Source organism: Viridibacillus sp. NPDC096237, from assembly GCF_050278625.1.
Taxonomy (GTDB): Bacteria; Bacillota; Bacilli; order Bacillales_A; family Planococcaceae; genus Viridibacillus.
Map to the genome: position 1 here is coordinate 71,332 of NZ_JBNNTI010000006.1, position 26,506 is coordinate 97,837.

Here is a 26,506-nt window from a genome sequence, read left to right on the forward strand (position 1 = left end):
TGAATGTTGCGAATCGCTAGGAGTTCAACATTCATCCTTATAGATGTAATGGTGTAATGGGGGTTAGTAGAATTGACTGTTAAACTAACCATTCTCACACCTGAATAGTGGAGACCTAAGGCTGTCAAAATAAGGGGTGGATTTAACGGAACGTTTGAAGTTCTTCTTGAAGAGGTGAATCAGCACCAAAGAAGCAAGAAGAACGGCAGCGGGTTCGTAGTAGTGATGATTGCTGGCCGTTTGGATTTGTATGGTAACATACGAAAAGGATAAAACCAGTTGGAGCGAAGGAACCCAGTCAGTAGAGTATTTTCTAAATTGCTTATCTCTCTAGTGAGAATTCATAATATTCAGTTAATATAAGTATTTAGACGAGGTAAGGAAATAAGTAAAAAGATAATCATTCTACTGATAGCACGCCGTATGCGATGAAAGTCGCCTGTACGGTGTAGGCCCGAACCGAAAGCCACGAGATGTGGTATAAGACGGGAATAGCGAAGAAAACTTTACTTTGTCATTAATGCATACGAACGACACACATGCACATTTAGATAATATTGCGAAAAGAACTACTGCCATCAAAAATGTTAGAGCTAAAAAGCCAAATTCATTATTACTGGATGCAGGTGATGTTTTTAGTGGAACGTTATATTTCAATGAATTCCAAGGAAAAGCAGATTTGGAATTCATGAATTTATTAGGCTACGATGCAATGACCTTTGGCAATCATGAGTTCGACTTAGGATCAAGTTCTGAAGGGCATCAAGCTTTAGCTGACTTCATCAAAGGCGCAAAGTTCCCATTTATTAGTGCCAATGTAGACTTTTCTGCAGATAAGCGTTTTACAGGCTTATTTACAGATTTAATTTCGAGTAAACCTGAAAAAGGTAAAATTTATAATGGAATCATTAAAGAAATCAATGGCGAAAAGGTAGGGATCTTTGGTTTAACAACTGAAGAAACGAAGGATATTTCAAGCCCTGGTAGTATAGTTTTTGAAAATTATATTAAAAAGGCTGAAAAAGCAGTTAAAGCGTTTGAAGGACAAGGGGTTAATAAAATTATTGCCCTAACACATATTGGGTATGATGACAATGCCGCAATCGATAATGATTTAACATTAGCCGCAGCTGTTGAAGGTATAGACGTAATTGTTGGTGGGCATAGCCATACACAGCTTGATAAACCAGTTATTATAAATAAAGATAGTAATAACAAAGCAAAAGATCCAACAATCATTGTTCAAGCTTATCAATATAGTGATTTTTTAGGCAACGTAGATGTTGAGTTTGATGTGAAAGGTAAAGTTACTAAGGCAAATGGTGAACTGATTAAACTTAGTGGTCTGGTAGATGATCCAAAAGCAGCTGACATATTAAAAAGATACTCTGATCAGATTAAAGAAGTATCTAGTAAACCAATCGGAGCAAATGCAATAAGTGAATTGATTAATCCTAGAACAACAGATCCAGGAAATGATGGTACAAGTGTACGTAACAGTGAAACAGCACTTGGTAACATCATTACAGATGGTATGTTAGCAAAAGCAAAAACTTACAACGATAAAGTCATTATGGCACTACAAAATGGTGGAGGTATTAGATCAGGCATTAATGCAGGTGAAATCACTGTTGGAGAAGTCATCACAGTACTACCATTTGGCAACACATTAGCAACAATGACTCTTACAGGAGCTGAATTAAAGCAAGCATTTGAAATAAGCTTTAAGGAATTCCCAAAAGAAAACGGAGGCTTCCTTCATGTGTCTGGTGCAAAAGTTGAATTTGATTCATTAGAACCAGCGGGCAAACGGGTTGTATCGATCAAGTACAAAGATACAAATAGAACTTACGTGGATATAAAAGACAAAGAGAATTATACGGTAGCAACTAACGCCTTCACTGCAAAAGGTGGAGATGGTTATGATGTCTTTAAAAAGGCCTATGAAGAAGGTCGTGTAACAGACTTAGGATTGTCAGATTGGGGAAATTTAGCTGATCATTTAAAATCTCTTGGAAAAATCGAACCTACACTAGATGGACGTATTGTAGACGTGCAAAAGGGTGGAAATCTAGATATTGAAATTCCGGGTGCAGAATTCTCTGGTACAACTGAATCTCCAAAAGTTTACAACGGGAATGTGACCGTTGATATAACAGATGTTACTTTTTTGTCCAATGCAGTTATTAAAGGTAACTTAATTGTCAAAGGTACTATATCTAAAGAAATTACTATTTCTAATATAAAAGTTCATGGTAATTTAGATTTAACGGCAGTTGAAGGGGATAGTAATAACAGTTTTGAGAATATCGAAGTAACTGGTGAAACAATCTTTTGATTTTTTAACGGAGCCTTCAGCGAGTGAACGGTTGGCTTCCCCATTTAATATTAACGCTACAAATAAACTCTATAAGTGTAGAAGGAGACTGACTCTATGAGTAAAGGGAACTGGAAAAAGGCATTTAATGTTTTGTTGTCGGCAAGCTTAGTGACAAGTTTCATATTGCCTTCGCTGTCAACACCTACAAAAGCTGCAACGACTGAGACAGATTTAATTATTTCTGAGTATATTGAAGGAAGTAGTTTTAACAAGGCAATTGAAATTTACAATGGCACTGGTGCTTCAGTCAATTTAAATAATTATACGTTAGAACTTCATACGAATGGAGCAGCAACAGCAGCTCAAAAAGTGGCATTGGAAGGAACGTTGGAAAATAACGACACGTATGTTGTATATCATAAAGATGCAAATGCGACCATTAAGAGTAAAGGGAACCTTGAAAACTCTTCTGTCATTAATTTTAATGGTGATGACCCTATTGTTTTAAAAAAATCTAGTGAAGTCGTTGATTCGATCGGACAAGTTGGTCAACAAATTAAATTTGGAGAGAACATGACGCTTGTCCGAAAGAGCTCCGTGACGACTGGTGACAAGATTATCAATGATGTCTTTAATAAAGATGTAGAATGGGTAACTTATCCAAATGATACAACTGATTATTTAGGAGCTCATACAATGGATGATACTCCAGGAGAGCCAGGAGAGCCAGGAAATCCAGAGGACAATACAGTTATTTCAATTGCTGATGCACATGCTAAAGCAGTGGGTGAAACTGTAAAGGTTAAAGGTATAGTTGCTGCAAAGTTAAAGAATACTATTTCAGTTCAAGATGGGACTGGTGGTATTGCAGTTCGCCCGGTAAGTTTAAATGCCGTGGTTGGAGATGAAGTTACATTAACAGGTAAATTAGTAGACTATCGTGGATTGCTTCAATTAGATGGGGCGATCATTGTAGAAAAAAAGGAAAATGTAGGTGAACCTCAGCCAAAAGTAATTACAGGTGCTGATGTTAAGGAAGAAAACGAATCACAACTTGTGACAGTGAAAAACGTTACACTTTCGGCTGTACAAGATGGGGGTAGCTGGGCAAACTTTACTGGGAATGATGGAGCAGAATTCATCATACGGGATGAAACGAATGCTCTAGGTTTAACAGTTAATACGAGATATGAGTCTATTACGGGGATTGTTCAACAATTCGATAATGACTATCAAATCGTCCCGCGTTCTACAACAGACATTGTTTCTGATAGCACAACATTAGCTCCTGCTGTGGCTACTCCAGGGAGTGGGACATATGTTAAAGATACAGCTGTCACGTTATCTACAACTAGTGCAAATGCAGAGATATATTACACGCTAGATGGTACTGAGCCAACTATTGCTAGTACTAAATATGAAAAGCCAATCCAAATTACTAAAACTACAACACTCAAGGCAATAGTTAAAGCTCAAGATGGTAAATTGAGTGAAGTATCAACCTTCAATTATACAATAGCAGATCAATTTGAAATTCATGATATACAAGGAGATAAACATGTTACTCCATTTGATAATCAAACTGTGGAGGGTATCGAGGGTGTTGTAACCTATTCATTTAAGCTAGGCACTGCAAATTATTATACGATCCAAACGCCAGATGATTTGGCAGATAACAATCCAAATACGTCTGAAGCTATTTTGCTTTATAGCGGTAACAAAGCTTGGCCAATCAAAGTGGGCGATTTAGTATCTGTCACTGGTAAAGTAAGTGAATACGCATACGATGGATATAGTGATCGTCAAGATACAGACTTGAAAACAACTCAAATCAATATTCGTGATGATCAAGGTGGAAAGGTTACTGTCATTAAAAGTGGTGTTAAATTGCCAGCACCAATCATTATTGATGAAGAAAAAATGTCATTAGAGAAAATCGATAGTGATCATTTATCCGTTTTTAATCCAACAGTAGATGCAATTGATTTCTGGGAAAGCATTGAAGGTATGCGTGTACAAGTCGGAAACGTGAGAGCTGTAGCGCCACAAGATAACGGAGATTTAGTAACTGTTCTAGAAAGTGCATCAACGAATTCACTTCATGGCGGTGTTTTATTTGAAGAAAATAACCAAAATCCAAATCGTATCCAATTCCGTTTAGAACCAAATGGACCTGCTCGTGATTTTGAAGTAGCAACAGGAGATCGATTTAATGGCCCAATTACAGGGGTAGTAGGTTATTCATATCAAAATTTCAAAATTTATACTTCATTAGATGAGATGAAAGCAGCTCATAAAAAAGGAACTGCAACACCTGAAAAAACAACGATTGTCAAAGCAGATGATAAGTTAACGGTTGCTTCATATAACTTAGAAAACTTCTCTAATAATAAGACATCAACTTCTGATAGCAAAGCTAGTAAATTAGCAAGAGCAATTGGTATTGACATGCAAAGCCCTGATATCGTTGGTGTGACAGAAGTACAAGATAATAATGGTGAAAGTACAGGGGATAGCAAGGCAGACCAAAGTTTTGCAAGATTGATTACAGCTATTAAAGCAGCAAGTGGTGTGGAATACAAATATGTGAACATTGACCCAGTAAACAATCAAGATGGTGGAGCACCGAATGCAAATATTCGTGTGGGCTTCTTATACAATCCAAATCGTGTAACATTAACGGAAGGTATGCAACCAGGTGATGCAACGACTGCAGTGGGCTATGAAAATGGTAAGCTTACGCTGAATCCAGGACGAATTGATCCAACAAATGAGGCATTTAATAGTAGTCGCAAACCATTAGCAGCACAATTTAGTTTCCAAGGTAAGAATGTTGTAGTCATTGCAAATCATTGGAACTCTAAATCAGGTGATACACCATTATTTGGTTCTAAGCAACCACCTGTCTATAAGAGTGAAATACAACGCAAAAAAATTGCGCAAATTGTTTCAAATTTTATAAATGATATTAAGGCAAAAAATCCAAAAGAAAATATTATTTCTCTTGGGGATTTCAATGATTACCAATTTACTGAATCTCTTAAAATTCATGAAGGTAAGCATATGACCAATATGATTAATAAAGTAGAAGAATCCGATCGTTACACATATCTTTATCAAGGGAATTCTCAAGTGCTAGACCATATTCTAGTTTCTAATAACTTAGCGAACAAAACAGCAATTGATATCCTTCACATTAATGCTGATTTTACAGATATGGCTGGTCGGGCAAGTGATCATGACCCTGTCTTGGTACAAGTCGATTTCGATGAAGATACAGAAGTTGAACCATTGAAACCAGAAAAAATGTATGATTTGGTGAATTTTAAAACAACGAAATTAACTATTACGAAACCAAGTATTGCAGTACATTTAGATGGTAAATCTATCATCACAGAAGGTGTCTTATTAAAAAGTAATTATGCAGAACTGTATGGTACTGGATTTGAAACGACAAAAGTCAAGATTAATCCTATCAAAGAAGGCGCGATTATCGACTTAAAAGGTACTAAAATGAAGGAAATCATTATTGACGGATCAAATGTTAAGGAAATAAGAGGTGCTGAAAATATTCAAAGCATTGAGTTTACTAACGGTGCCAACGCAAAACAAATTAAATTTTCGAATACGAAAGGGGAACCCATTGAGGTTCCTTCTTTCCCATCAGAAAATAAAGCACCAGTCGTGTCGAGTGCAATTCCAAACAAAACAATAAAGACTGGGGAAACGGTTTCCATATTACTTACAAACCACTTCTCTGATCCAGATGGCGAAAAATTAACATTTACAGCTACAAAAGGAAATGTTAACCAAGCGACTGCTACCCTAACACTTTCACTTGAAGAAGGAAGCTATATTATCGGTGTTACGGCTTCTGATGGTAAAAAGGAAGTGACGACTAGCTTCTCTGTAACCGTTAAGGCAGCCGACGTTCCAGCTGGCGACTACTATAAAGACGCATTTGGAAAAACAGGTCAAGCTTTAAAAACAGCATTACATGACATTATAGATGATCATAAACAACTATCTTATGACCAAGCATGGGAAGCATTGCGTGAAACAGATGAAGACCCAAATAACTCAAATAATGTGATTTTGTTTTATTCTGGAGAATCACGTTCTAAAACGCGTAACGGAGGAAATGTAGGTGACTGGAACCGAGAACATACTTGGGCAAAATCACATGGAAACTTTGGTACTACCAAAGGTCCAGGTACAGATATCCACCATTTACGTCCTACCGATGTTCAAGTGAACAGTAGCCGCGGCAATTTGGATTTTGATAACGGTGGTAGCCCAGTTGCAGGGTGTAATGGTTGTTTTAAGACTTCTAATTCATTCGAACCACCTAATAACGTAAAAGGTGATGTCGCAAGAATTCTCTTCTATATGGCAACACGTTATGAAAAAGGTGATAAAGTAGATCTTGAGTTGAATGAAAAATTGAATAATGGAACTGCCCCATATCACGGTAAGCTTTCAGTATTATTACAATGGCATTTACAAGATCCAGTCGATGAATTTGAAATAAACAGAAATAATGTCATTCAAGAGTGGCAAGGCAATCGTAATCCATTCATCGATCATCCTGAATGGGTAAATCTCATTTGGGGAACGCAAAGCAACAGCAAAATAAGCGCAGTCAACTTAGTTTCTTAAGTACTACTGCTCAGTCAAATAAGCGGTGTATAGACATTTATGTATCCTTTGTTATAGACATTAATAATACATTAATTCGAGGAAGTTGATTTCTCCATTGTTCAGAAATCATTTTTCTTCAATTTGCATCTTTTAACTCACGCTATTGCTTGCATTAAAAGCATAAATTGCAAGTCAAAGGTTAAGCGAGCGAAGGGTTCTGCGAATGAAGTTTTAGATGTATTATATAAAGGGGAAACAAAACTAATATATATAATTAAAACCTCGCACTGGCAATTGTCAGTGCGAGGTTTCTTGTTACATAGCGGTAAGATTTTCAGTTGCATTATGGATAAGTTCAGAATTCTATTGAATAGAATTTAAGTTTTTATTAATATCACTCACACCAATAAATAGTTCGTTATTGCTGTTTTTTAGCTGATGCATCTGTTCAACGATTTTCTTAAATGACTTCTCTGAAATTAACACTTGAGTGTAAGAATCATTGACAATAAGCTGCAATTCTTGTGATGTCATTGAAATGGTATTCGTTTTTCTATTCGTTTCAGTTAAAATTTGCTCAACCTCTTCTAAAGAAGATTTAGTGCTTTCAGCTAACTTACGCACTTCGATTGCTACTACTGCAAAGCCTTTTCCATGTTCACCACGTGCTGCTTCAATTGAAGCATTAAGAGCTAGCAAGTTTGTTTGATTGGAAATTTCTGCAATCAATTGAGAAATAGTCATCTACATTCTTTGAGATTTCTATCATTTTATTTTGTAGAGTTTCACTATTTCTTTCAGTCGTTTTTAAGCTAAGTTGTTCCTGAGAAGCATCGTCAGCAACTTAATCAGTCAACTCTGTATTATTGCCAGAAAGTTTTTCTGAAAAGTTAAGAACCTTTGTCATTTCAACAATATCCTTTGATGTTTCTGATGTAACTGCACTAAGGGAAACGGAGTTTGAATAGATAACTTCCATGATTTCAGACTTCCGTTTATTTTCTTTAGTGAGCGCTTCTTGATGTTGCTTTTCATACGCTTCTAATACAATTTGCTGTTCAAAATTAATAATTTTACCTATAGTATTAATAATTTTAAGTTGTTCCCCATGATCAAAGTGGGTTTGTTGTACAATTGAGAAAAAGCCATTGAGTAAATCTTGGAAAGCACTCATATACCATTTAGGTTCCAGCCCAACCTTAGCATGGATAAAAGCGATTTTTGTAACGTTTCTTCATAAAACCTTCATCAATGTGTCCATCGAACATTTCTGTAATATGACTTTTTAACGCGGTTCTTAAACTATTTATAGAGCTGTTTTTGTTAATAATTTCTCCTAATGAATTTTCTTTTTCGAGATTTTCATAAAACTTTGCTACAATGGATTCAATGTTTTTGACTAGAATAGGTTTCATGATGCGTAAAGTAGCTAAGTCATTTTTTGTTAGTTGGATCATGTCCATCTGTGTATAAATGGATCGGTTGAGCGAATTAGAAATAACAATGTTTTTAAGTTCTTGAAAAACTAACATTTATAGAGATGGATTTATGTGTTTTGACTTCTTTGAGAGTAGAGGCAATATACTCACTCCTTTAACATTATAGTAAGAATAGTATAAAATTTTACCATTTTATATGAAAGTAAAAACGAAAGAAGTGAATAAATGATATGAAAGTTCTTGGAATTAATGGTGACTTCCCTCAAGATTGGATTAGAGTCTTCAATCATATTACGAATTTGTTTTTTGAGGATTCGAAAGTTTCGAAAACGGGTAAAGACACAGATTTAAATGTGTATTTTGATTGGCGTGTAGATGCTAACTATAAAGTAATAACAACTGCCGAACTACATTCAGAAGGTCAAAAATATACGAGTGAATTTGTACAAGAGTACACTAAGGAAGGCGATGAAAAGGAACAAAATATCCGATTGAAGAGAGCCTTATCTCATGTACTCCTAGATACACTTGAACAACTTACGGGTATCCACCAAAAGTGGGGTATCTTAACGGGGATTCGTCCTACAAAGTTGTATCATAAATTTAGAAAAAGTGGATTAACGGACCTAGAAATTCATAATAAGTTAAAAGAAGAATTTAGATTATCGGATGAAAAAATTACTCTTATGAAAAAAATTGTAGATCGCCAGCTCAGGACTATTCCGGACTTAGATACAATTGGTGAAGAAGTGAGTATTTATATTGGAATTCCATTTTGTCCAACAAAATGTGCCTATTGTACATTCCCAGCATATGCTATTCACCGAAAAAATGGCCGAGTAGAATCATTCTTGGATGGACTACATATTGAAATTCGTGAGATGGGTAAATGGTTGAAGGACCGTGATATGAAAATTACATCGATTTATTGGGGTGGGGGTACACCAACATCTATAGAAGCAGATGAAATGGATGCATTATATCAGACGATGTATGAATCATTCCCACATGCTGAATCGATTCGTGAAGTGACTGTGGAGGCTGGGCGCCCAGATACAATTACTCCATCAAAATTAGAAGTCTTAAAAAAATGGGGTATTGATCGCATTAGTGTTAATCCACAATCCTATACAGATGAAACGTTAAAAGCAATTGGACGTCATCACACAGTCCAAGAGACTATTGATAAGTTCTGGCTTTCTCGTAATATGGGAATGAATAATATTAATATGGATTTAATCATCGGTTTACCAAACGAAGGACTCGAGGAATTTGAGCGCTCATTAGCTGAAACAGAAAAAATGCAACCAGAGTCATTAACGGTTCATACATTATCATTTAAACGTGCTTCAGAAATGACTCATAATAAACAAAAGTATAAAGTCGCGGACCGTGAAACAGCAGAGAAAATGATGCATCGTGCACATGAATGGACTGCTGACAACAACTACGACCCATATTATCTATATCGTCAAAAGAACATTTTAGGGAATCTTGAAAACGTCGGATATTCTAAAAGAGGCGAAGAGAGTATTTATAACATCGTTATTATGGAAGAAGTTCAAACAATTATTGGACTTGGTTGTGGTGCTTCAAGTAAATTTGTAAACGCTGAAACTGGCAAGATTACGCAATTCCATAATCCTAAAGATCCTGCGGCTTATATTATGACTTTTACAGATGCTATTGATAAAAAGATTGAAATTCTTGATGAACTTTATAAAGAAGAACCAGAATTAATATAAAAAATAGGTGAGCATCTCTAATCAAGAGATGTTCACCTATTTTTCTTTATTTTTTAACCAAATGGCGATTTGAAGAATGATTGCATCTTGGAATATCGTAGGATTATAACCGGTCAATTCATGGATTTGATTTAAGCGATAAGTTAGTGTATGTCGATGAATACCGAGTTCTTCTGAACAGTTTGCGAGCTGTTGATTATTTAAAAAATATACAACCAACGTATGTATAAGTTTATTATTTAAATCTTTTAACGTACGGTTTGTAAAGAGCAAAGCTTCCGGGGAATCGCTTTTTTTTAGTAAGGAAAAAACTTCTACTTCTTCAAAAAAGTTAATGGTTTTTGTCTTATCACCATATTCAATTGCGTTTTTCGCCGTTTCATATGAATGAGCTGCTTTTTCTAATGTTTGAACGGGCTGACCGATACCGATTCTGACGGTAAAATATTTTCTCACTTGAGTTAACAGCAGCGTTAGTTTATCTATAATCGCTTTAACATCCATACCTGATACTAAAATAAAATGCTCGTTTAATTGATATCTACCAAAGATGACAGATTCATGAATAAAAAAGTCTTCCATATGTTCGACAAAAGATTGGTAAGCCATTAATGTTGCATCGACATCCAATGTAATCGCATAAAAAGGTGGTGCATGAAAGAAGCCGATTTTAGATAATCGTTCTTTTACTTTTTGCAATGGTTGCTGATTCATCAAATCTTCGAAAATAGTTTCACGCATTTTACGCTTCAATTCGCTTTGCGAGGCTATAAGTGCTTGGTGTACCATCATTTCAGTTGTTAACTGAACGAGCGGTGCCCATTCTGCAATATCATCTGGATTTCCTGTAATGCCAATTACACCTACAAGCTCATTTTGAAAGAAGATGGGCAAGTTAATACCAGGCTTTGCATTTTTGAAAAGATGGTTGTTTTCCTCCGTAATAATGAGCACCTTTTCTGTTTCTACAACAATTCGCGCCCCGCCATGAATACTTTCTACACGTAAGCGATCCCCTGAAGCCAAAATTCTCCCATTTGTATGCACAACGTTTATATTACGGTGTAAACGTAGCATGGTCTGTTCTACTATTTGGTTTGCTAACTGTTTTGATATCATAATTTTTCCTCCGAGATGTATAAAAACTAGTTGTTATAATACATGGAATATATACGTTAAGTATAATGTAAAGTATTGGGTTTATCACTATAATTATAGTAAATATTATAATTATTGGAGGTGTTGAGGTGAGAATCGTAGTCAGTCCTGATTCTTTTAAGGGTTCGCTTACAGCTAGTGAAGCGGCAAATGCAATGGCAGCTGCTATTCATGAAATAAATTCAGACATTGAAACGGTACTACTACCTGTAGCAGATGGAGGCGAAGGAACACTAGAACCAATAGTGGAAGCTACAAATGGTCAAATTATTACTGTAAAAGTACAAAATCCAATAGGTCGACTTGTTGAAGCTGAATACGGCATTTTAGGGGATGGAGAAACTTGTGTTATTGAAATGGCAAAAGCGTCTGGTTTAACGCTCTTGGCGAATGACGAGAGAAATCCACTTATCACTTCCACTTATGGAACTGGGGAGTTAATCCGTCATGCATTAGATGCTGGTTTCCGTAAATTCGTCATTGGCACTGGGGGAAGTGCTACGAACGATGGTGGCACAGGTATGCTAAATGCACTTGGTATGAAGTTTTTAAATACTGACGGACAGGAGTTAAAACTTGGTGCAGGCGCACTAAGTACGCTTTATAAAATTGACGATTCGTCTTTCGATGAACGTATTAAAGTATCTGAGTTTGTTATCGCATGTGATGTTAATAATCCATTCGTTGGGGCTAATGGAGCGACGGAGGTTTTTGGTTTGCAAAAAGGGGTAATGCCAGAAATGGTGCAACAAATTGACTATAATTTAACAATTTTAGCAGATAAGATCGAAGCTATGACAGGTGTTGCATTACATAATGAACCAGGCGCGGGCGCTGCTGGTGGTATAGGTGGAGCATTTTTAGCGTTTTTCCCTGTACAATTAAAACCAGGGATTGAGGTCGTTATGACAGCAATTAATTTTCATAGTCAAATACAAGTTTAACTGGGGAGGGAAAATCGGATTCTCAAACACTTTCGGGAAAAGCGCCAATTGGTATCGCAAATGTAGCAAAAAAAATGCAAGCATGCAGCTGAAAATGGTGTATGGTCTTTTGATGAATTTCATGGTGAACTTGGTAAACTCGTTACACATGATAAAAAAGGCAGAGAGAATAATTATGAGATAACAATTTCCAAATCAGTTGGCGCTGCTTACTACGATCTACGATTTGGCCGTTGCAAAAGGTGTATATAAAAAGGCCAAAAAACAAAAAATCGGTGTGGAAATAGATGTGTAGCTGTGAAATAAAATAAAAATTTATAAAAGCTCTTAAGCAAACGGCAAATATAATGCTTAAGGGCTTTTTCTATTTTTATGAAGAAGTTTAATTAATCCAGTGCTAAGGGAATATACTATCAAATTTATTTTTTGAGAATATTAGGATGTAAAAGGTTAATCATGAATAGCTTTACCAGTGAATATGTTAATAAAAGAGAATTATCACTAAAGGTGGTGTAGCTATGAATGAGGAAGAAGTAAAGAACCTACTATTAGAGTTGCAAAATGGTCAGAGGAATTGGACAGAGATAGCTGAGCATCGTTTTGTGTTTTCAATGATGGAGCATATTGGGTCAACTGATGCTGATTTTCGAGATGAATTGATTTATCAAGCATTTTGGAAACTAATTGATAACAGACATCTATCTGATGAGCTAATGATAGATATGTTAAATACTGCGCTTAGCGACATTTATTTATTTGATGAAATTGGTGGAAATGGCGTGGACAGTGTTTTTAAACGTTCTAACACAGCATTATTAATAGCTCTACTATTAAATCAAGACTTACAGCATCCATTTTTGACTGAAGAAATGATTGGAAAGGTTAAGGACAAGTTAGTTACATATTTAGATTTAGAGGAAGATATAAGGGGCTATGTTACAAACAAAGGGTGGGCTCATAGTGTTGTAAATACTGCGTATGCCATTGATGAACTAGTAAAGAATCCATATTTAAAAGTAGCCGATTATGACGAAATTTTTCAATCATTAGTGAATAAAATTTTTACATCGAAAGCAGTTTATATTTCCGATGAGGATGAGCGAGTAATCATACCGATATTTACGATGCTTGAAAATGGATTATCTATTGATATAGCAAAAGGACTTTTTGAGAGGATTCCGCCTTTTTTGGCCAAGCAAAAAGAAAAGGCGTCTACTAAAAAATTTGTTATTCTACAAGCGAACTGTAAGAAATTTTTAAAAAGCTTCTACTATATAGCGTCTACGGATAAAAAGTATGCTTTTATTGAGAGAAAGATTGTACGCTGTTTGAAAGAAATTAGTTAAATAATTTTCCTTAGAGTAGTTTGAATGGTTTTTCAAGTAAAATAAAAACCAAACTACATAAATAGATTGAACAGGAAACTAATATATTGCATTAGAATTTTTTAGATTTAAGATAAAATGCCTACCTTTAATATGGTACAATATTGAGAACTATAGGTTCGGAAGGTAGGGAAATATGTATTTCAAAGGTTTACTAGCAGGCGGAATAATCTCTAGTGCATTAGTGATTTCAGGCTGCTCATCTGAAGAGAAAGCAGAAAATATGCAATATAAAAAAAGTGACTTTACAGTAGAGAAAGACTTAATGAATATCGAAATAAAAGTCCCAGCCTCATTTTATGAAGGTGAAGATATAGATGCAATTATCAAGGATGCAAAGGAAAAAAATAAATATATAAAAGTTGAAAAAAATAATGATGGTTCTGCAACCTACATTATGTCACGCGAGAAACACAATACTCTTATGAAGGAAATGAAGGAGAGTACAGCTTCTAATGTAAAAGAAATTGAAGATGATTCAGAAATACCTTCAGTTCTTAAAATCAACTTTAATAGTAATTTCTCTGAGTATACAGTAACAGTCGATAAAAAAGAGTTTGAAAATAGCTTTGATGGTTTTGCGGTATTCTCTCTAGGTATTGCAGGTATGTTTTATCAAGTCTTTGACGGAACTGCAGAGGAAGATTTGAAGGTTACTGTCAAAATGAAAGATGCTAAAAACGGTAAAATATTCAATGAAATAATTTATCCAGATGTATTGGATGAAATCGGTGAAGATAATTGAAACGCTTTACATTAGGTCATTAGCTAAGAATCTCAAGCTAATGATCTTTTTGTTTTATTACGATAAAATTGTTGATTTAATTTGATGGATTTTAATAATTAATAACTAGAAATATGCTAGGATAATGATAATACATAAACTTTTCTTTTGATGAAGGAGACGATTATTTTGACAATTCGAACGGTAATTTTTGACTTAGATGATACTTTGCTTTGGGATAAAAAAAGTATTGCAGCTGCATTTGAGCTGACTTGTAAAAAGGCAGCAGAGCAGGTGACAGTAGATCCTTTTGAACTTGAAGAAACAGTGAGAGAAGCAGCATGTAATTTCTATGCGTCTTACCCTACATATGAATATACACAAATGATCGGCATTAACCCATTTGAAGGTCTTTGGGGAACATTTGATGATCCAACAGAGGAGTTTCAACAATTAAAACAAGTTGTTCCGGCTTATCGTAAAGATTCTTGGACAGTAGGTTTAGCAAAATTAGGAATAGATAATGCTAAGCTAGGTGCAGAACTAGGAGAATATTTTATCGAGGCGCGTAAGCAAAGTCCTTTTGTTTATGAAGAAACATTTGAAGTACTGGATGCATTAAAAGGGAACTTTAAATTGATTCTATTAACAAATGGTTCACCAAGTCTACAACAAACAAAATTGGAGATTACGCCAGAAATCGCTCCTTACTTCGAACATATCGTCATTTCAGGTGATCTTGGTCGTGGTAAACCGGATGTCTCTATTTTCGAACATGTCTTAAAAATCGCTAACATTCAAGCGGATGAAGCTATTATGGTCGGGGATAATTTGATGACTGATATATTAGGGTCATCACGTGTTAACATGCGCTCTGCTTGGATTAATCGTGAAAAAAAAGCACCTGTTGAAGGCGTTTCACCAACTTATGAAATTGAATCATTACGTGAATTATTACCACTTCTTAAAACAATTTAATTCTTTAAAAAGCTATCTAAAGAATAGATGGCTTTTTTGTTTTTATAAAGTAGTGCTTTAGTATATGAGAGAAGAATAATACAACTAAAAAAGAAATTTAAAGAATTGAAACTAAAAACTACTCCAGATTAATAAATCGAAGAGTAGTTTAGTGTGATAGGTATTAAGTTAATTGTTGAACGAGCGCCTTGGGCCAACAGGATGTTGGTCATGCAACCGTTGCGACAGGACGTCGCGAACTTAGGTTGCCTACCTAAAGTGAGATATCCAGCTTCAGGCGCTAGACTCTCAGATCGTTTCGGTCTCTCGGCACAAGACAAAAAGCGTCTTGTGTTCGAGCCCTCCAACGCCAGTTGAGTCTAAACGAGCGCCTTCAGCATTAATTATAAATCAATAGTTTTCGCGTCAAAGATGTTGTCTTGTGCTTTTAGGAAATCGACGTTTTCGATGTGGTTATCTACTGATAACATCATGATGGCATCTCCACCTTGGTTTGAACGACCAACTTGCATTGTTGCGATGTTAATATCTTTTTCTGCTAATAGAGTACCGACACGACCAATTGCACCTGGTTTATCAGTATGTTTGATAAATAATAAGTGGCCTTCTGGTACAACATCGATTACGTAATCATCTACTTTTACGATACGAGCACCTAGACCGTTTAATAGAGTACCTGTTACTTTATGAGTTCCAGTAGCAGTAACTAATTCAACGGTGATTGAGTTTAAGAAACCTTTTGCTGTAGTAGTTTTATGTTCGTTAATTTTAATTGTGTTACGTTCAGCTAAGTAACGTGCATTTACGTTGTTTACGTGGTTACCTAAATTACGTTTTAATAATCCTTTAACAGTGTTATTTGTTAATGGACGAACGTCGAAGTTAGCTAGTTCTCCAGCGAAGTAAAGGTTGATTTCTTCAACTGCTGCATCAGATAAACGAGAAACGAAAGCACCTAATTTTTCGCCAAGATCGAAGAATGGCTCGATTTTCGCAATAATGTCTTTCGGAATAGAAGGCATGTTTACTGGGTTACGAACAGTACCAATATTGAAATAGCTAAGGATGTCATGACTTACGTCAACAGCAACTGATTCTTGTGCTTCGATAGTAGAAGCGCCTAAGTGTGGTGTTGCAATGACTTGCGGTAATTCTAACAGACGGTTTCCTACAAAAGGTTCTTCCTCCATTACGTCAAGAGCAGCACCAGCTACTTTACCTGCAACGATTGCATCATAAAGTGCTTGTTCATCAATGATTCCACCACGAGCACAGTTGATGATACGAACGCCGTCTTTCATTAATGCGAAAATTTCTTTGTTGATCATATGTTTTGTTTCTTTTAATAGAGGTGTATGAACTGTGATAAAGTCAGCTACTTTAACTACATCTTCAACTGAACCGAAGTCTACGCCTAGTTTTTCAGCTTTTTCAGCAGTTAGGAACGGATCATATGCAATAACATCCATGCGGTTACCTTTTGCACGATGTGCCACTTCTTGACCAATACGTCCAAAACCGATAACACCTAATGTTTTATTTTTTAATTCGACACCTACGAATTTTTTACGATCCCAACGGCCTTCTTGTAATGACATATGTGCGTGTGGAATATGGCGAGCAAGGGCCATAATCATTGCAGTTGTATGTTCAGCAGCAGAGTTTGTATTACCATCTGGTGCATTTACTACGATAATTCCTTTTTCAGTAGCAGCTTCAAGGTCGATGTTATCAACACCAACACCAGCACGACCAATTAATTTTAAATTATTTGCAGCTTCAATAATGTCACGGGTAACCTTAGTTTGGCTACGAACTAATAAGACATCGAAGTCTTTGATTTTAGCTTTTAATTCATCTGGAGATAAGCCCGTATCAATAACAATATTTAAATCTAAATTTTTTTCTTGGCGAAGAGGGTAGATACCATCTTCGCTTAGTGGATCACTGATTAAAATGTTAATAGCCATGATTAGTTGTTCGCTCCTTCAAGATAAACTTTTTGTGCTGCAGCTATACCTTTACCAAGCTCAATTTCCTTACCAATTTTAATAAGCGCAATTTCGATTGCTGCTAATGTTTGTAATACGTCAGTTGGTGCGCAGTAGCCCATATGACCAACACGGAAGATCTGACCTTTTAAGTGTTGTTGACCACCTGCAACAGAAAGATTGAAATCAGTTTTTAGTACTTTACGGAATGCTTCAGCATCAAAATCAGCTGGTTTAACAGCTGTTACTGTTGGAGAACCATCAGCATCTGTTGTAAATAATGGAATATCTAGTGCTTTAAATGCTGCTCGTGTCATATCACGCATTAAAGCGTGGCGTTTGTATACTTCTTCAAACCCTTCAGTTTCAAGGTTTTTTAGTACTTGTTCAAGACCAAATAGTAAAGATAGTGCAGGTGTAAATGGTGTTGTATCTTTTTCTAAGTTGTCACGGTATTTTGTTAAGTCTAAGTAGAAGCCCTTTTTGGGATTAGCTTCGATGACTTTCCAAGCGCGATCGCTTACACCGATAAAGTTTAAGCCTGCAGGAAGCATGAATGCTTTTTGAGAACCAGTTACAAGAACATCGATGCCCCACTCGTCCATTTTTGTTTCAATACCGCCCATGCAAGATACACCATCAACGATTACTAGTGCTTCAGATACTTCATGAACTGCTTTTGCTAGTTCACCGACGGGGTTAATAACTCCAGTTGAAGTTTCGCAATAAGTAGAGAATACAGCTGTAATATCTTGATGTTCTTTTAAGTAATCTTTTACCTCTATTGGATTTAACGATGTACCCCATTTAACGTCAAATTCTTCAACATCAATTTGATACGCTTGGCAAATTTTCGTGAAACGTTGACCGAATACACCAGTTGCTACAACTAACACTTTATCGCCAGGTTTTACAACATTAACAATAGCAGCCTCTAAACCTGATGTACCGCTACCTGTAATCATAAGAACATCTTGTTCTGTACCGAATACTTTTTTCAAGCCAGGTTTAATGTTTTGGATCATTTTAGAAGTTTCTGAACCTCGATGACCAATCATTGGCTTTGCCATAGCGCGCTCTACACTTGGTGGAATTGGAGTTGGACCTGGAATTCTTAATAATTGATAATCTTGTAACATGTTAAATCTCCTCTCTTATTTGAAAAACAATTAAAGTATTTGAAAATATAAAAAGCCTTCCGTCCCTTACATAAGATTATGTAAGGGGCGAAAGGCTAAATTAACAGTCGCGGTACCACCCTTGAATTACTATCCGTATATATTGGACAGTCTTTGCTATATGCGTAACGTGCATGATCCGTATAGGCATACTTTGGAATGTTCAACCTATCTACTCGGGAGTGGAACTTGCCGCTGAAACCGCTAATTTTCACCAACCATTAGCTCTCTAAAGATTTCAAATTCGGGAAGCATGTCTCCGTCATCATATTTTTGCTGTGTTTTAAATTTAAATCAATATTAATGCTATATTCGGGTAATGTCAACAATGTTTTGAAAAAATTATATAAATGAGGTTTAAATGAGGCTTAAATTGATGTAAAACCGAACAAATAAATTAAAAAACATTATCGTAGTTCGTGTTAATGGAGAGGACAGTTTTTTAGGGGAATATTAAAATTATGTAATTATGCTTTTGGTTTTGTATCTATGTTTGTATATAAAATGCACTTGTAAAGCACTTTTCAGTATTAATGTGGTAAAGTGAAGCGTTTTCATAAAATAACAATTTTTATAAACTGGTTGTGTGAAAATAGTTGAAACTACCACAAGTTTTTTTCTGGAAAATGCTTAAACGTTCGTAATTAACATTATGGTATCTATTTCTGTAAAGACGATTTAGTACTTCTGGATTGTGAATTAAACTCTTTTTTATTTCATTGATTTGTAATTTTTCATTATGTTGATAATATAATTCCTTATTCAAACAATACGTAAACTGAAGAAATATATTAAAGTGAATGAAAGAATGAATATTTAAGTTGGTGCGTATAAAGGAGGAAGACGATGAAGTACGATGTAATAGTCGTAGGGGCAGGGTTAGAAGGAACATTTTTAGGAGGGTGTTTATTTAGCGGTAGGCAGGGAGTGGTGTTTAAAAAGATATAAAGAATAATAATTTTTCAAAAAATAAAGGGGTTCTGGAGAAAGTAGAGAATATTATTATATGAATGACTGTTCATTTTTAAAAAAAGGGGTGTTTTTTATGACATTTGAAACATTAAAATTAGAAAAAAGTGGTAGACTGGCGACGTTAACTTTAAACAGACCAGCTGCGATGAACTCGATGAATGAAGTAATGATGAGAGAATTAGCCGAATGCTTTGAAGCATTAAATGATGATGGGGATATACAAGTACTCATTATTAAAGGGGAAGGGAAAGTATTTTCAGCTGGTGGAGATATTAAAGCAATGCTTCATGAAGAAAGCCCAATGGATATTGACGAAGTTATGATTGATATTACTCGCTTCGTGAAAGCAATGTATATGTTACCGATGATAACAATTGCAGCAGTTCATGGAGCATCTGCAGGATTAGGCTTTAGTTTAACGCTAGCTAGTGACATTATTATTGCAGAAGAAAATAGTAAACTTGCAATGAATTTCATTGGAATTGGTCTAATACCAGATGGAGCAGGGCATTTCTTTATGAAGGAGCGTTTAGGTACGCCGCTTGCAAAACAGATGATTTGGTCAGGTGACGTATTAACTGGTTCTGAAGCAAAAAAACTAGGCTTGGCAGACGAAGTAGTACCTGAAGGGAAAGCTTCTGAACAGGCAGATTTATTAGCAAGAAAATTATTACAATCACCAGTTGCAGCAATGATTGCATCAAAGGAGATATTGCATACGCAAAAATATGCAGAGCTATCGAATGTTCTCAAAATGGAAGCAGTTGCGCAATCTAAAATGCGTAAAACAGTAGATCATTTAGAAGGTATTCAAGCATTTATACAGAAGCGTACACCCGTTTTCAACGGACAGTAAAAAAATGCCTTTCACAATGTAACTTTGTGAAAGGCATTTTCATTATGAATGGAACAAAATCAATTTGCCAGCAGAATTTACTAAGCGATGTGTTTGGTCTGCCAACCCTTTTTCTTCAATTTGTTGTTGCCCTTGATTTTTTGCAGTTTCATCGTCTGCAAATTCCCATGCTTCGTCAAAAAGTGTTTTCCCTGATTTTTCGAATGCCGTAAATCGGTATGCTTTCATAGTCATCACCCTTTTTTATGAATGTGTATTCATTATACTAGAAAAGTCAGAAAAAACATACAACTCATCAAGTGGATTATTATAGTAGTCTATTAGTTAAGCTAGATTATGCTATAAACTACCAGAATTTTATGATAAAATAAGAACAAATATTCGTGTTTATTATAGGAGGGAATCATGTCAACCATTCGATTTTTTCATACTGCTGACTTACATTTAGATAGCCCATTTAAAGGGATGTCTGCACTCCCAAAGGAGCGTTTACAGGAGCTTCGTAATAGCACATTTGCTGCGTTTGATCGCTTCATCCAATATGCAGTAAAAGAACGTCCAGATTTTATTGTAATTGTGGGTGATATATATGATGGAGAGGATCGTAGTTTACGTGCACAAGCTCATTTCCAAAATGGGATGGAACAATTATATGCCAAGGGTATTCCAGTCATCTTAAGTTATGGAAATCATGATCATTTAAATGGAAAATGGACACGTTTTGACTTGCCTCCTAATGTCCATGTACTACCAAAGGAAACGAAGCAAGTGACATTGCAAATCCGTGAGACTACTGTTCATATATATGGTTTTAGTTATCCTAATCGGCATGTGACAGAGCCCATGATTAATACATATCCAGTTGCTACAAATAATAAGGATACACTTCACATTGGTATGCTTCATGGTAGTTTAATGGGTAATACAACGCATGATGTCTATGCACCATTTACAAAAGAAGCCTTACTTTCAAAACAATATAATTATTGGGCGCTTGGTCATATCCACTTACGTCAAATAGTAAATGATTACCCACCTATTGTTTATTCAGGTAATATTCAAAGTCGCCATCGCAAAGAGCGTGGGATAAAAGGGTTTTATGATGTAGAGATGGACCAGCATTGCGCTAACCTAGACTTTGTACCGACATCAGTGATTGTTTATGAGCAGCTTGAAGTTAATTGCGATGGCCTTATTCATGCCAATGAAATTTTACAAGCATGCGAAAGTACGTTACAACAATTTCGAGATATATCTGGTGCAGGCGTTGTTGAACTAAAACTTGAGCACATAGAACCTAGCGCTAAAATGTTATTCGAAGATACTACTATAGAAGAATGGCTTGAATTGATACGCGAGAGAGAAGAGTTGAAATCCCCCGCTATCTGGGTGCAGTCTGTTCACATCAATTGGCAAGATTTTACGGAGTATGATCCTACTGTAGCAACAGAAGCAGTACTTTATGTTATTGACAGTTGGGACGATATGCAGTGGAAAGAAAATCTAAAAGATCTTTACCAGCATCCTAGGGGAGGACGTTATTTAGAGCCGCTATCTGAATTAGATTTAGAGCAAATTTCAGCACAAACAAAGAACTTATTTAAAAACCTAGTTTCAAGAAAACTTTAACTTCTTTCAGCAGAAGTCTCCCACCTCTATAGGTGGTGAGATGAATGCGGATTTAAGCTACTTTTCAGCGGGTGTCCAAACACCCGCTGAAAGAAGTTAAAGCCTCCGGCGGATGTCACGGAATCGGAAAGGAGTTTTTGTGCAAGCACAAAGCCGATTCCGGACACAATTATGCCGAGGCATAATTGATCTTTGAAGTAAAAGAAGGGAGTGAACAATATGTATATCCACAAACTGGTTATTTTCGGATTCGGGCAACATGAGAATGTCACGGTTAATTTGAAAAATGGCATCAATGTATTCTATGGGCTTAATGAAGCAGGGAAAACGACGATTCAGCAATTTATACTTCATATACTATTTGGTTTTCCTCAGAAGAATGCGCAACAGCTACGCTACGAACCGAAAGCAGGCAGTAAATATGGGGGCCAAGTGCATATAATAGACGATGAATTTGGGAACTGTGTTATTGAACGAGTGAAGGGGAAAGCAATAGGCGATGTTACGGTTTATTTTGAAGATGGTACAAGAGGGCATGAAGAGGAGTTAGCGAAAATAGTTCACGGCTATAATCGTGAAAGTTTTGAAGCCATTTTTTCTTTTTCTGTTCACCAATTACAACAGCTAGAGAATATATCTGAAGACGAACTGAGTAAAGTGTTATTAGCTTCAGGTACAACAGGTGTTGACCAGCTAACTAAATTGGAAAAGGAACTTGAAAAGAAAATTGGAGAGCTCTTTAAGAAATTAGGTAAAAACCCAACAATAAATAGACAAATTGAAGAACTTCGTGAAAGTGATCAAATTCTAAAAGAAGAGCGTAAAAAACTTGAGGAATATGAGCCTACTATTTTGAGGTTACAGCAAATTACAGCAGAATTAGATGATATTAAATCAGCTGAATCTATGCAATTGCAAGAGCAACAGAGGTTACATATTTTCCGTCAACTCTATCCTCTATTACAAAAGAAAGAACAGATAGAGCAAGGGCTCAAATCTATTTTACAGAGAGGATTTCCGACAAACGGAGTGCATCGTTATGAACTGTACAAAGACAAAAAACTTGAAGTACAAGCTATATTAAACCAAGTTCATCAAGAAAAAGAAGTACTCCAAAAACAGCTCCAAGCAGATTTTAATGATGAACGATACCAACGACTAAAGAACCTCAATGACCAAGATAGTGAATGGCGCGAGTGGCTCTCTAAAGTGAAAAGTATTGAAAATGATATTGAAATACTGCAACAAGAAAAAATGGCCCAATACCGTTTATTGGGCATTACGGATTATGAACAACAACAAGCTTTAGAGCAAACAGAAGTTTCTCTTGAACAGGAAGATTATTTTCGTCAATTAGTAAAGCAAATGGAAGAAAATGAAGAGCAATACCGATTTAGTCAGCGTACTGTGGACCAACTTCAACAGGAGTTAGTTGCAGTTGAACAAAAACTAGACAATCTCTTTGAACAGCAACCATCTGACTACGAGATAGAACGGGCAGCCAATTGGTCAGCAAAAATACAAAGAGCAGCTGAAGCGAAGGCAACCTTAAATCAAGGTCTAAAACCAGCTAAAAGCGCAAAGTCAGTAAAACTTTTCAGTATAGCGATTGTAGTATTAGCTATTCTAATTGGCATTAGTCAATCTAATTGGCTTGTGATTGCAATAGGCATTATTATAGCTGTTGCACTATGGTTTATTTTAGATAATAGTACAGTGCCAAAGGAAGAAAATCTAGTAGATAAAGAAGCTCATATACGTGAGATTCATGATTTTGAATCCCAGCAATCTGATATGGAACAACTTCTAACGAAAATTCGGCAATTTGAAGATCGTATTACTCTGTTACAAGAACAGTATGATGATAAACAAGGGCAATTGAAAGAAGCAAAGAAGGCCGTGTCTAAATTTAATATATTTATTGAACAAAGTGAAGAGCAACTTCAATTATTTTTAAAACGGTTTCAAATAAGCGGATCATTACAGCCGGAACTTTTAACAGAGTTATTCAGACAAGTACGTGAGCTTCAGCAAAAAAGTACAAGTATAATGATGAAAGAATATCAATTAGAAAGTCTTTCTGCTCAACTAGATGGGCGTACAAAAGATGCCACAGAAGCTTGTGAAATGATTTGTACGAAAGAAAACTTATCTTCTACCATTCAAGCTGTCTTTTTCAAAATGACTGAGCAACAACAGTTTGTTGTAACTGCTAAAGAAAAACTACAACAACTAGAAAGTATTATTGAGGAGAAGACAAATTTGCATAAATCTTATACAGCTGAAATTTTAAGTTTATTTGAAGAAGCAGATGTTGAAACAGCAGAGGGTTTCTATAAGGCTGCAGAACAATTTCAGCTTTATAAGGACAATTGCCTTTCATTAAAACAAGTAGAAGAACAATTGGCAATGTTTGATGAATCCGCTGTTAACATTCAATTAAATGATACAGAATCCCAAAATCTACTTGAGCACATATCAGCTACACTGCTATCTTTAAAAGAAAAGAAAGATAATTTACTCGGTGAACAAGCTGATTTACAAGCCAAAACAACAGGATTATTAAAAGACGAGAAATATGGTATTCAGATTCAAAGGTTTGAAGAGCAAAAAGCAGCTCTAGCGGAGCAAGCGCGTGAATGGGCTATAAATCAAGCAATCTCAACTGCAATACAAGAAACAATGCGAAACTTAAAAGAAAAAAGACTGCCAGCAGTTTTGAGAGATGCAGAACGATATTTTAAACAATTAACAGGTGGTCGATATGAGGCTTTAGAGATTAACTCAGAAAGTATTTTCGAAGCAGTGGCTGAAGATGGTATGCGCTATACAATAGCTGAATTGAGCCAAGGCACAAAGGAGCAAGCCTATGTAGCATTACGATTTGCATTGGCGGATTCATTACAACAATCTGCACCATTTCCGATTATTATGGATGATCCTTTTGTCCATTTTGATCGTTTGCGCATTGGGAACATGGTACAATTAGTTGATAGTATTCAAACGAAACACCAGGTACTCTATTTTACATGCCATGAAAATATGATAGATCAATGGTCAAAATCATTCGTCATTCATGTTTCAAATTTAAAAAGTGAAAGGAGATTGACTTCCATATGAATGGTATAGCATCACTTCAAGTCGGAGAGCCAGTCGATCATTATTTATTAATTAAGCAAGCTACAAAAGGCGTTACAACAGTGGGGAAGCCATTTATGACGCTTATTTTACAAGACAAGAGCGGTAGTATTGAAGCGAAATTATGGGATACAGGCGAAGAGCATGAAAAACTATATCAATCTGAGGGCATTGTACGTGTTGGTGGAGAAATCCATGATTACCGTGGTAAAGCTCAACTACGTATAAAAGCAATCCGTCCAGTAGCAAATGATGAGGGAGTTTCTGTAGTGGATTTAGTACCTTCTGCTGAAACACCGAAAGAGGAATTGTTTGAACAATTGATGCAGTTCTTCTTCGAAATAAAAAATCCACAAATATCACGCATTACTAGACATATATTAAAGGAAAACCAAGATGCGGTTATGACATTCCCAGCAGCGACAAAAAATCACCATGATTATGCATCTGGTTTAATAGACCACGTCGTATCGATGTTAAAATTAGGTCGAGCAATAGCTGATTTATATCCGACTCTAAATAAGGATTTACTATATGCAGGCATCATTTTACATGATATCGGCAAAGTAGTTGAGTTATCAGGACCAGTTGCAACATCATATACTGTAACAGGTAATATGCTAGGGCACATCTCGATTATGGTGACAGAAATTGCGAAAGCTGCAGATACACTTCAAATCGAGGGTGAAGAAGTCATGTTATTGCAACATATGGTGTTATCTCATCACGGTAAAGAAGAATGGGGAAGCCCTAAAAAGCCAATGTTGCAAGAAGCTGAAATGCTTCACTACATCGATAATATTGATGCCAAAATGAATATGCTAAAACGTGCTCTAGGTAAAACTGTTCCAGGAGAATTTACAGAAAGACTATTCCCATTAGATAATCGTTCATTCTATAAACCAACAATTGACTAATAAAATAAAAAAGGACCTTCCAGCGATGCTGAGAGGTCCTTTTTACGTACTAAAAGAGTATTACTGTTAACAGTTACGGAACAGTCCATGGAATGGTTTATGACACGGCATATTCGTAGGGCAGTGAACTGGTTTACCTGGATCAACTACTACGTTTTCAGTAGCTTGTGTGTAGTAATGACGAGGTACATTAACAATGTGTTTTCTGTTTACAGTAACTATAGGATGAATAACGGGAACTTCTCTTTCTACATAGCAATCATTGAACTGATATTGTGTAGGGCATACGACTGGGTGTTGACCGTGATGGCAATGACCGTGGCCGTGACGGTGGCCGTGGCCATGACCGAAACCATGGCAGTGGTGATGGTTGTGACATTTCAAAGGAATCACCTCCGTTCTAACTTGTTAATTCTATAACATGCTACAAATCAAAATGTTAAGAGGACAGAGGCCCGTATAAAGAAAAAATACCTGACCCATCGTAATGG

Annotated in this window: 18 protein-coding genes, 2 pseudogenes and 1 other annotated feature; of the genes and pseudogenes, 12 read left to right on the forward strand and 8 right to left on the reverse strand. The window is 36.0% G+C overall.

Translation table 11 applies throughout. The features are described from left to right. The first annotated feature begins 520 nt into the window (after nucleotides 1-520). Together ACQKMD_RS06205 and ACQKMD_RS06210 are read left to right on the forward strand one after the other, a co-directional pair. A complete protein-coding gene (locus ACQKMD_RS06205) occupies nucleotides 521-2,338 on the forward strand; it encodes a bifunctional metallophosphatase/5'-nucleotidase (protein ID WP_427750449.1) in 1,818 nt (605 codons plus the stop codon). A 96-nt stretch (nucleotides 2,339-2,434) separates the two neighbouring features. Then, nucleotides 2,435-6,979, forward strand: a complete 4,545-nt coding sequence (locus tag ACQKMD_RS06210) for an endonuclease (RefSeq protein ID WP_427750375.1) — start codon at nucleotides 2,435-2,437, stop codon at nucleotides 6,977-6,979. Nucleotides 6,980-7,324: 345 nt separating this feature from the next. Here ACQKMD_RS06210 and ACQKMD_RS06215 read toward each other — a convergent pair. From ACQKMD_RS06215 to ACQKMD_RS06225, 3 genes and pseudogenes are all read right to left on the reverse strand, one after another. Then, a pseudogene (locus tag ACQKMD_RS06215) lies at nucleotides 7,325-7,678 on the reverse strand (methyl-accepting chemotaxis protein); the annotation flags it as partial. A 127-nt stretch (nucleotides 7,679-7,805) separates the two neighbouring features. Then, complete coding sequence (locus ACQKMD_RS06220; RefSeq protein ID WP_427750377.1) at nucleotides 7,806-8,135, reverse strand: protoglobin domain-containing protein; 330 nt, start codon at nucleotides 8,133-8,135, stop codon at nucleotides 7,806-7,808. A 25-nt stretch (nucleotides 8,136-8,160) separates the two neighbouring features. Beyond that, the gene (locus ACQKMD_RS06225) at nucleotides 8,161-8,493 is read right to left on the reverse strand and encodes a protoglobin domain-containing protein (RefSeq protein WP_427750379.1); all 333 of its coding nucleotides are present in this window, start codon (nucleotides 8,491-8,493) and stop codon (nucleotides 8,161-8,163) included. Between the two features lie 137 nt (nucleotides 8,494-8,630). Between ACQKMD_RS06225 and ACQKMD_RS06230 the strand changes: the two genes are divergently transcribed. Beyond that, nucleotides 8,631-10,145, forward strand: a complete 1,515-nt coding sequence (locus ACQKMD_RS06230) for a coproporphyrinogen III oxidase (RefSeq protein WP_427750380.1) — start codon at nucleotides 8,631-8,633, stop codon at nucleotides 10,143-10,145. 36 nt (nucleotides 10,146-10,181) lie between these two features. Here the strand turns inward: ACQKMD_RS06230 and ACQKMD_RS06235 are convergent, their stop codons facing one another. Continuing rightward, nucleotides 10,182-11,264, reverse strand: a complete 1,083-nt coding sequence (locus ACQKMD_RS06235) for a CdaR family transcriptional regulator (RefSeq protein ID WP_427750382.1) — start codon at nucleotides 11,262-11,264, stop codon at nucleotides 10,182-10,184. A gap of 128 nt (nucleotides 11,265-11,392) precedes the next feature. Between ACQKMD_RS06235 and ACQKMD_RS06240 the strand changes: the two genes are divergently transcribed. The 5 genes and pseudogenes from ACQKMD_RS06240 (at nucleotide 11,393) to ACQKMD_RS06260 (ending at nucleotide 15,334) form a co-directional block, all read left to right on the forward strand. Continuing rightward, on the forward strand, nucleotides 11,393-12,247 hold the full coding sequence (locus ACQKMD_RS06240) for a glycerate kinase (protein WP_427750384.1): 855 nt from the start codon (nucleotides 11,393-11,395) through the stop codon (nucleotides 12,245-12,247). A 35-nt stretch (nucleotides 12,248-12,282) separates the two neighbouring features. After that, a pseudogene (locus ACQKMD_RS06245) lies at nucleotides 12,283-12,339 on the forward strand (hypothetical protein); the annotation flags it as partial. Nucleotides 12,340-12,765: 426 nt separating this feature from the next. Continuing rightward, nucleotides 12,766-13,593, forward strand: coding sequence for a DUF2785 domain-containing protein (locus tag ACQKMD_RS06250; RefSeq protein WP_427750385.1), 828 nt, complete (start codon nucleotides 12,766-12,768; stop codon nucleotides 13,591-13,593). 175 nt (nucleotides 13,594-13,768) lie between these two features. Beyond that, nucleotides 13,769-14,377, forward strand: a complete 609-nt coding sequence (locus ACQKMD_RS06255) for a hypothetical protein (RefSeq protein WP_427750387.1) — start codon at nucleotides 13,769-13,771, stop codon at nucleotides 14,375-14,377. A 168-nt stretch (nucleotides 14,378-14,545) separates the two neighbouring features. Next, the gene (locus ACQKMD_RS06260) at nucleotides 14,546-15,334 is read left to right on the forward strand and encodes an HAD family hydrolase (RefSeq protein ID WP_427750388.1); all 789 of its coding nucleotides are present in this window, start codon (nucleotides 14,546-14,548) and stop codon (nucleotides 15,332-15,334) included. A gap of 383 nt (nucleotides 15,335-15,717) precedes the next feature. Here ACQKMD_RS06260 and serA read toward each other — a convergent pair whose 3' ends face one another. Further along, the gene (gene serA / locus ACQKMD_RS06265) at nucleotides 15,718-17,304 is read right to left on the reverse strand and encodes a phosphoglycerate dehydrogenase (RefSeq protein ID WP_427750389.1); all 1,587 of its coding nucleotides are present in this window, start codon (nucleotides 17,302-17,304) and stop codon (nucleotides 15,718-15,720) included. 2 nt (nucleotides 17,305-17,306) lie between these two features. Then, the gene (locus ACQKMD_RS06270) at nucleotides 17,307-18,464 is read right to left on the reverse strand and encodes a pyridoxal-phosphate-dependent aminotransferase family protein (RefSeq protein ID WP_427750391.1); all 1,158 of its coding nucleotides are present in this window, start codon (nucleotides 18,462-18,464) and stop codon (nucleotides 17,307-17,309) included. 80 nt (nucleotides 18,465-18,544) lie between these two features. Beyond that, nucleotides 18,545-18,778, reverse strand: a binding site (T-box leader). Between the two features lie 770 nt (nucleotides 18,779-19,548). Between ACQKMD_RS06270 and ACQKMD_RS06275 the strand changes: the two genes are divergently transcribed. Beyond that, nucleotides 19,549-20,331 (forward strand): enoyl-CoA hydratase, encoded by a 783-nt coding sequence (locus tag ACQKMD_RS06275; protein ID WP_427750393.1) that lies wholly within the window; start codon nucleotides 19,549-19,551, stop codon nucleotides 20,329-20,331. Nucleotides 20,332-20,373: 42 nt separating this feature from the next. Here the strand turns inward: ACQKMD_RS06275 and ACQKMD_RS06280 are convergent, their stop codons facing one another. After that, nucleotides 20,374-20,559 (reverse strand): YhzD family protein, encoded by a 186-nt coding sequence (locus ACQKMD_RS06280; protein ID WP_427750394.1) that lies wholly within the window; start codon nucleotides 20,557-20,559, stop codon nucleotides 20,374-20,376. A 177-nt stretch (nucleotides 20,560-20,736) separates the two neighbouring features. On the opposite strand from ACQKMD_RS06280, the gene ACQKMD_RS06285 reads away from it, so the two are divergent. The 3 genes from ACQKMD_RS06285 to yhaM all read left to right on the forward strand — a co-directional run bounded on the left by ACQKMD_RS06285 (nucleotide 20,737) and on the right by yhaM (nucleotide 26,015). Next, complete coding sequence (locus tag ACQKMD_RS06285; protein ID WP_427750396.1) at nucleotides 20,737-21,960, forward strand: metallophosphoesterase family protein; 1,224 nt, start codon at nucleotides 20,737-20,739, stop codon at nucleotides 21,958-21,960. Between the two features lie 219 nt (nucleotides 21,961-22,179). Beyond that, nucleotides 22,180-25,080, forward strand: a complete 2,901-nt coding sequence (locus ACQKMD_RS06290) for an AAA family ATPase (protein ID WP_427750398.1) — start codon at nucleotides 22,180-22,182, stop codon at nucleotides 25,078-25,080. After that, nucleotides 25,077-26,015: a 3'-5' exoribonuclease YhaM gene (yhaM, locus tag ACQKMD_RS06295; RefSeq protein ID WP_427750400.1), complete on the forward strand. Its 939-nt coding sequence runs from the start codon at nucleotides 25,077-25,079 to the stop codon at nucleotides 26,013-26,015. Before ACQKMD_RS06290 ends, yhaM begins: the two co-directional genes overlap by 4 nt. A 66-nt stretch (nucleotides 26,016-26,081) precedes the next feature. Here the strand turns inward: yhaM and ACQKMD_RS06300 are convergent, their stop codons facing one another. After that, a complete protein-coding gene (locus ACQKMD_RS06300; RefSeq protein ID WP_427750402.1) occupies nucleotides 26,082-26,399 on the reverse strand; it encodes a hypothetical protein in 318 nt (105 codons plus the stop codon). Nucleotides 26,400-26,506: the final 107 nt, after the last annotated feature.

Bases quoted from the DNA above. Each gene is read 5' to 3' on its own strand.
- yhaM (WP_427750400.1), top strand. From the start codon at position 25,077: ATGAATGGTATAGCATCACTTCAAGTCGGAGAGCCAGTCGATCATTAT.
- ACQKMD_RS06285 (WP_427750396.1), top strand. From the start codon at position 20,737: ATGTCAACCATTCGATTTTTTCATACTGCTGACTTACATTTAGATAGC.
- ACQKMD_RS06235 (WP_427750382.1), bottom strand. From the start codon at position 11,264: ATGATATCAAAACAGTTAGCAAACCAAATAGTAGAACAGACCATGCTA.
- ACQKMD_RS06255 (WP_427750387.1), top strand. From the start codon at position 13,769: ATGTATTTCAAAGGTTTACTAGCAGGCGGAATAATCTCTAGTGCATTA.
- ACQKMD_RS06225 (WP_427750379.1), bottom strand. From the start codon at position 8,493: ATGTTAGTTTTTCAAGAACTTAAAAACATTGTTATTTCTAATTCGCTC.
- ACQKMD_RS06275 (WP_427750393.1), top strand. From the start codon at position 19,549: ATGACATTTGAAACATTAAAATTAGAAAAAAGTGGTAGACTGGCGACG.
- ACQKMD_RS06270 (WP_427750391.1), bottom strand. From the start codon at position 18,464: ATGTTACAAGATTATCAATTATTAAGAATTCCAGGTCCAACTCCAATT.
- serA (WP_427750389.1), bottom strand. From the start codon at position 17,304: ATGGCTATTAACATTTTAATCAGTGATCCACTAAGCGAAGATGGTATC.
- ACQKMD_RS06290 (WP_427750398.1), top strand. From the start codon at position 22,180: ATGTATATCCACAAACTGGTTATTTTCGGATTCGGGCAACATGAGAAT.
- ACQKMD_RS06250 (WP_427750385.1), top strand. From the start codon at position 12,766: ATGAATGAGGAAGAAGTAAAGAACCTACTATTAGAGTTGCAAAATGGT.
- ACQKMD_RS06210 (WP_427750375.1), top strand. From the start codon at position 2,435: ATGAGTAAAGGGAACTGGAAAAAGGCATTTAATGTTTTGTTGTCGGCA.
- ACQKMD_RS06280 (WP_427750394.1), bottom strand. From the start codon at position 20,559: ATGAAAGCATACCGATTTACGGCATTCGAAAAATCAGGGAAAACACTT.
- ACQKMD_RS06230 (WP_427750380.1), top strand. From the start codon at position 8,631: ATGAAAGTTCTTGGAATTAATGGTGACTTCCCTCAAGATTGGATTAGA.
- ACQKMD_RS06205 (WP_427750449.1), top strand. From the start codon at position 521: ATGCATACGAACGACACACATGCACATTTAGATAATATTGCGAAAAGA.
- ACQKMD_RS06220 (WP_427750377.1), bottom strand. From the start codon at position 8,135: ATGAGTGCTTTCCAAGATTTACTCAATGGCTTTTTCTCAATTGTACAA.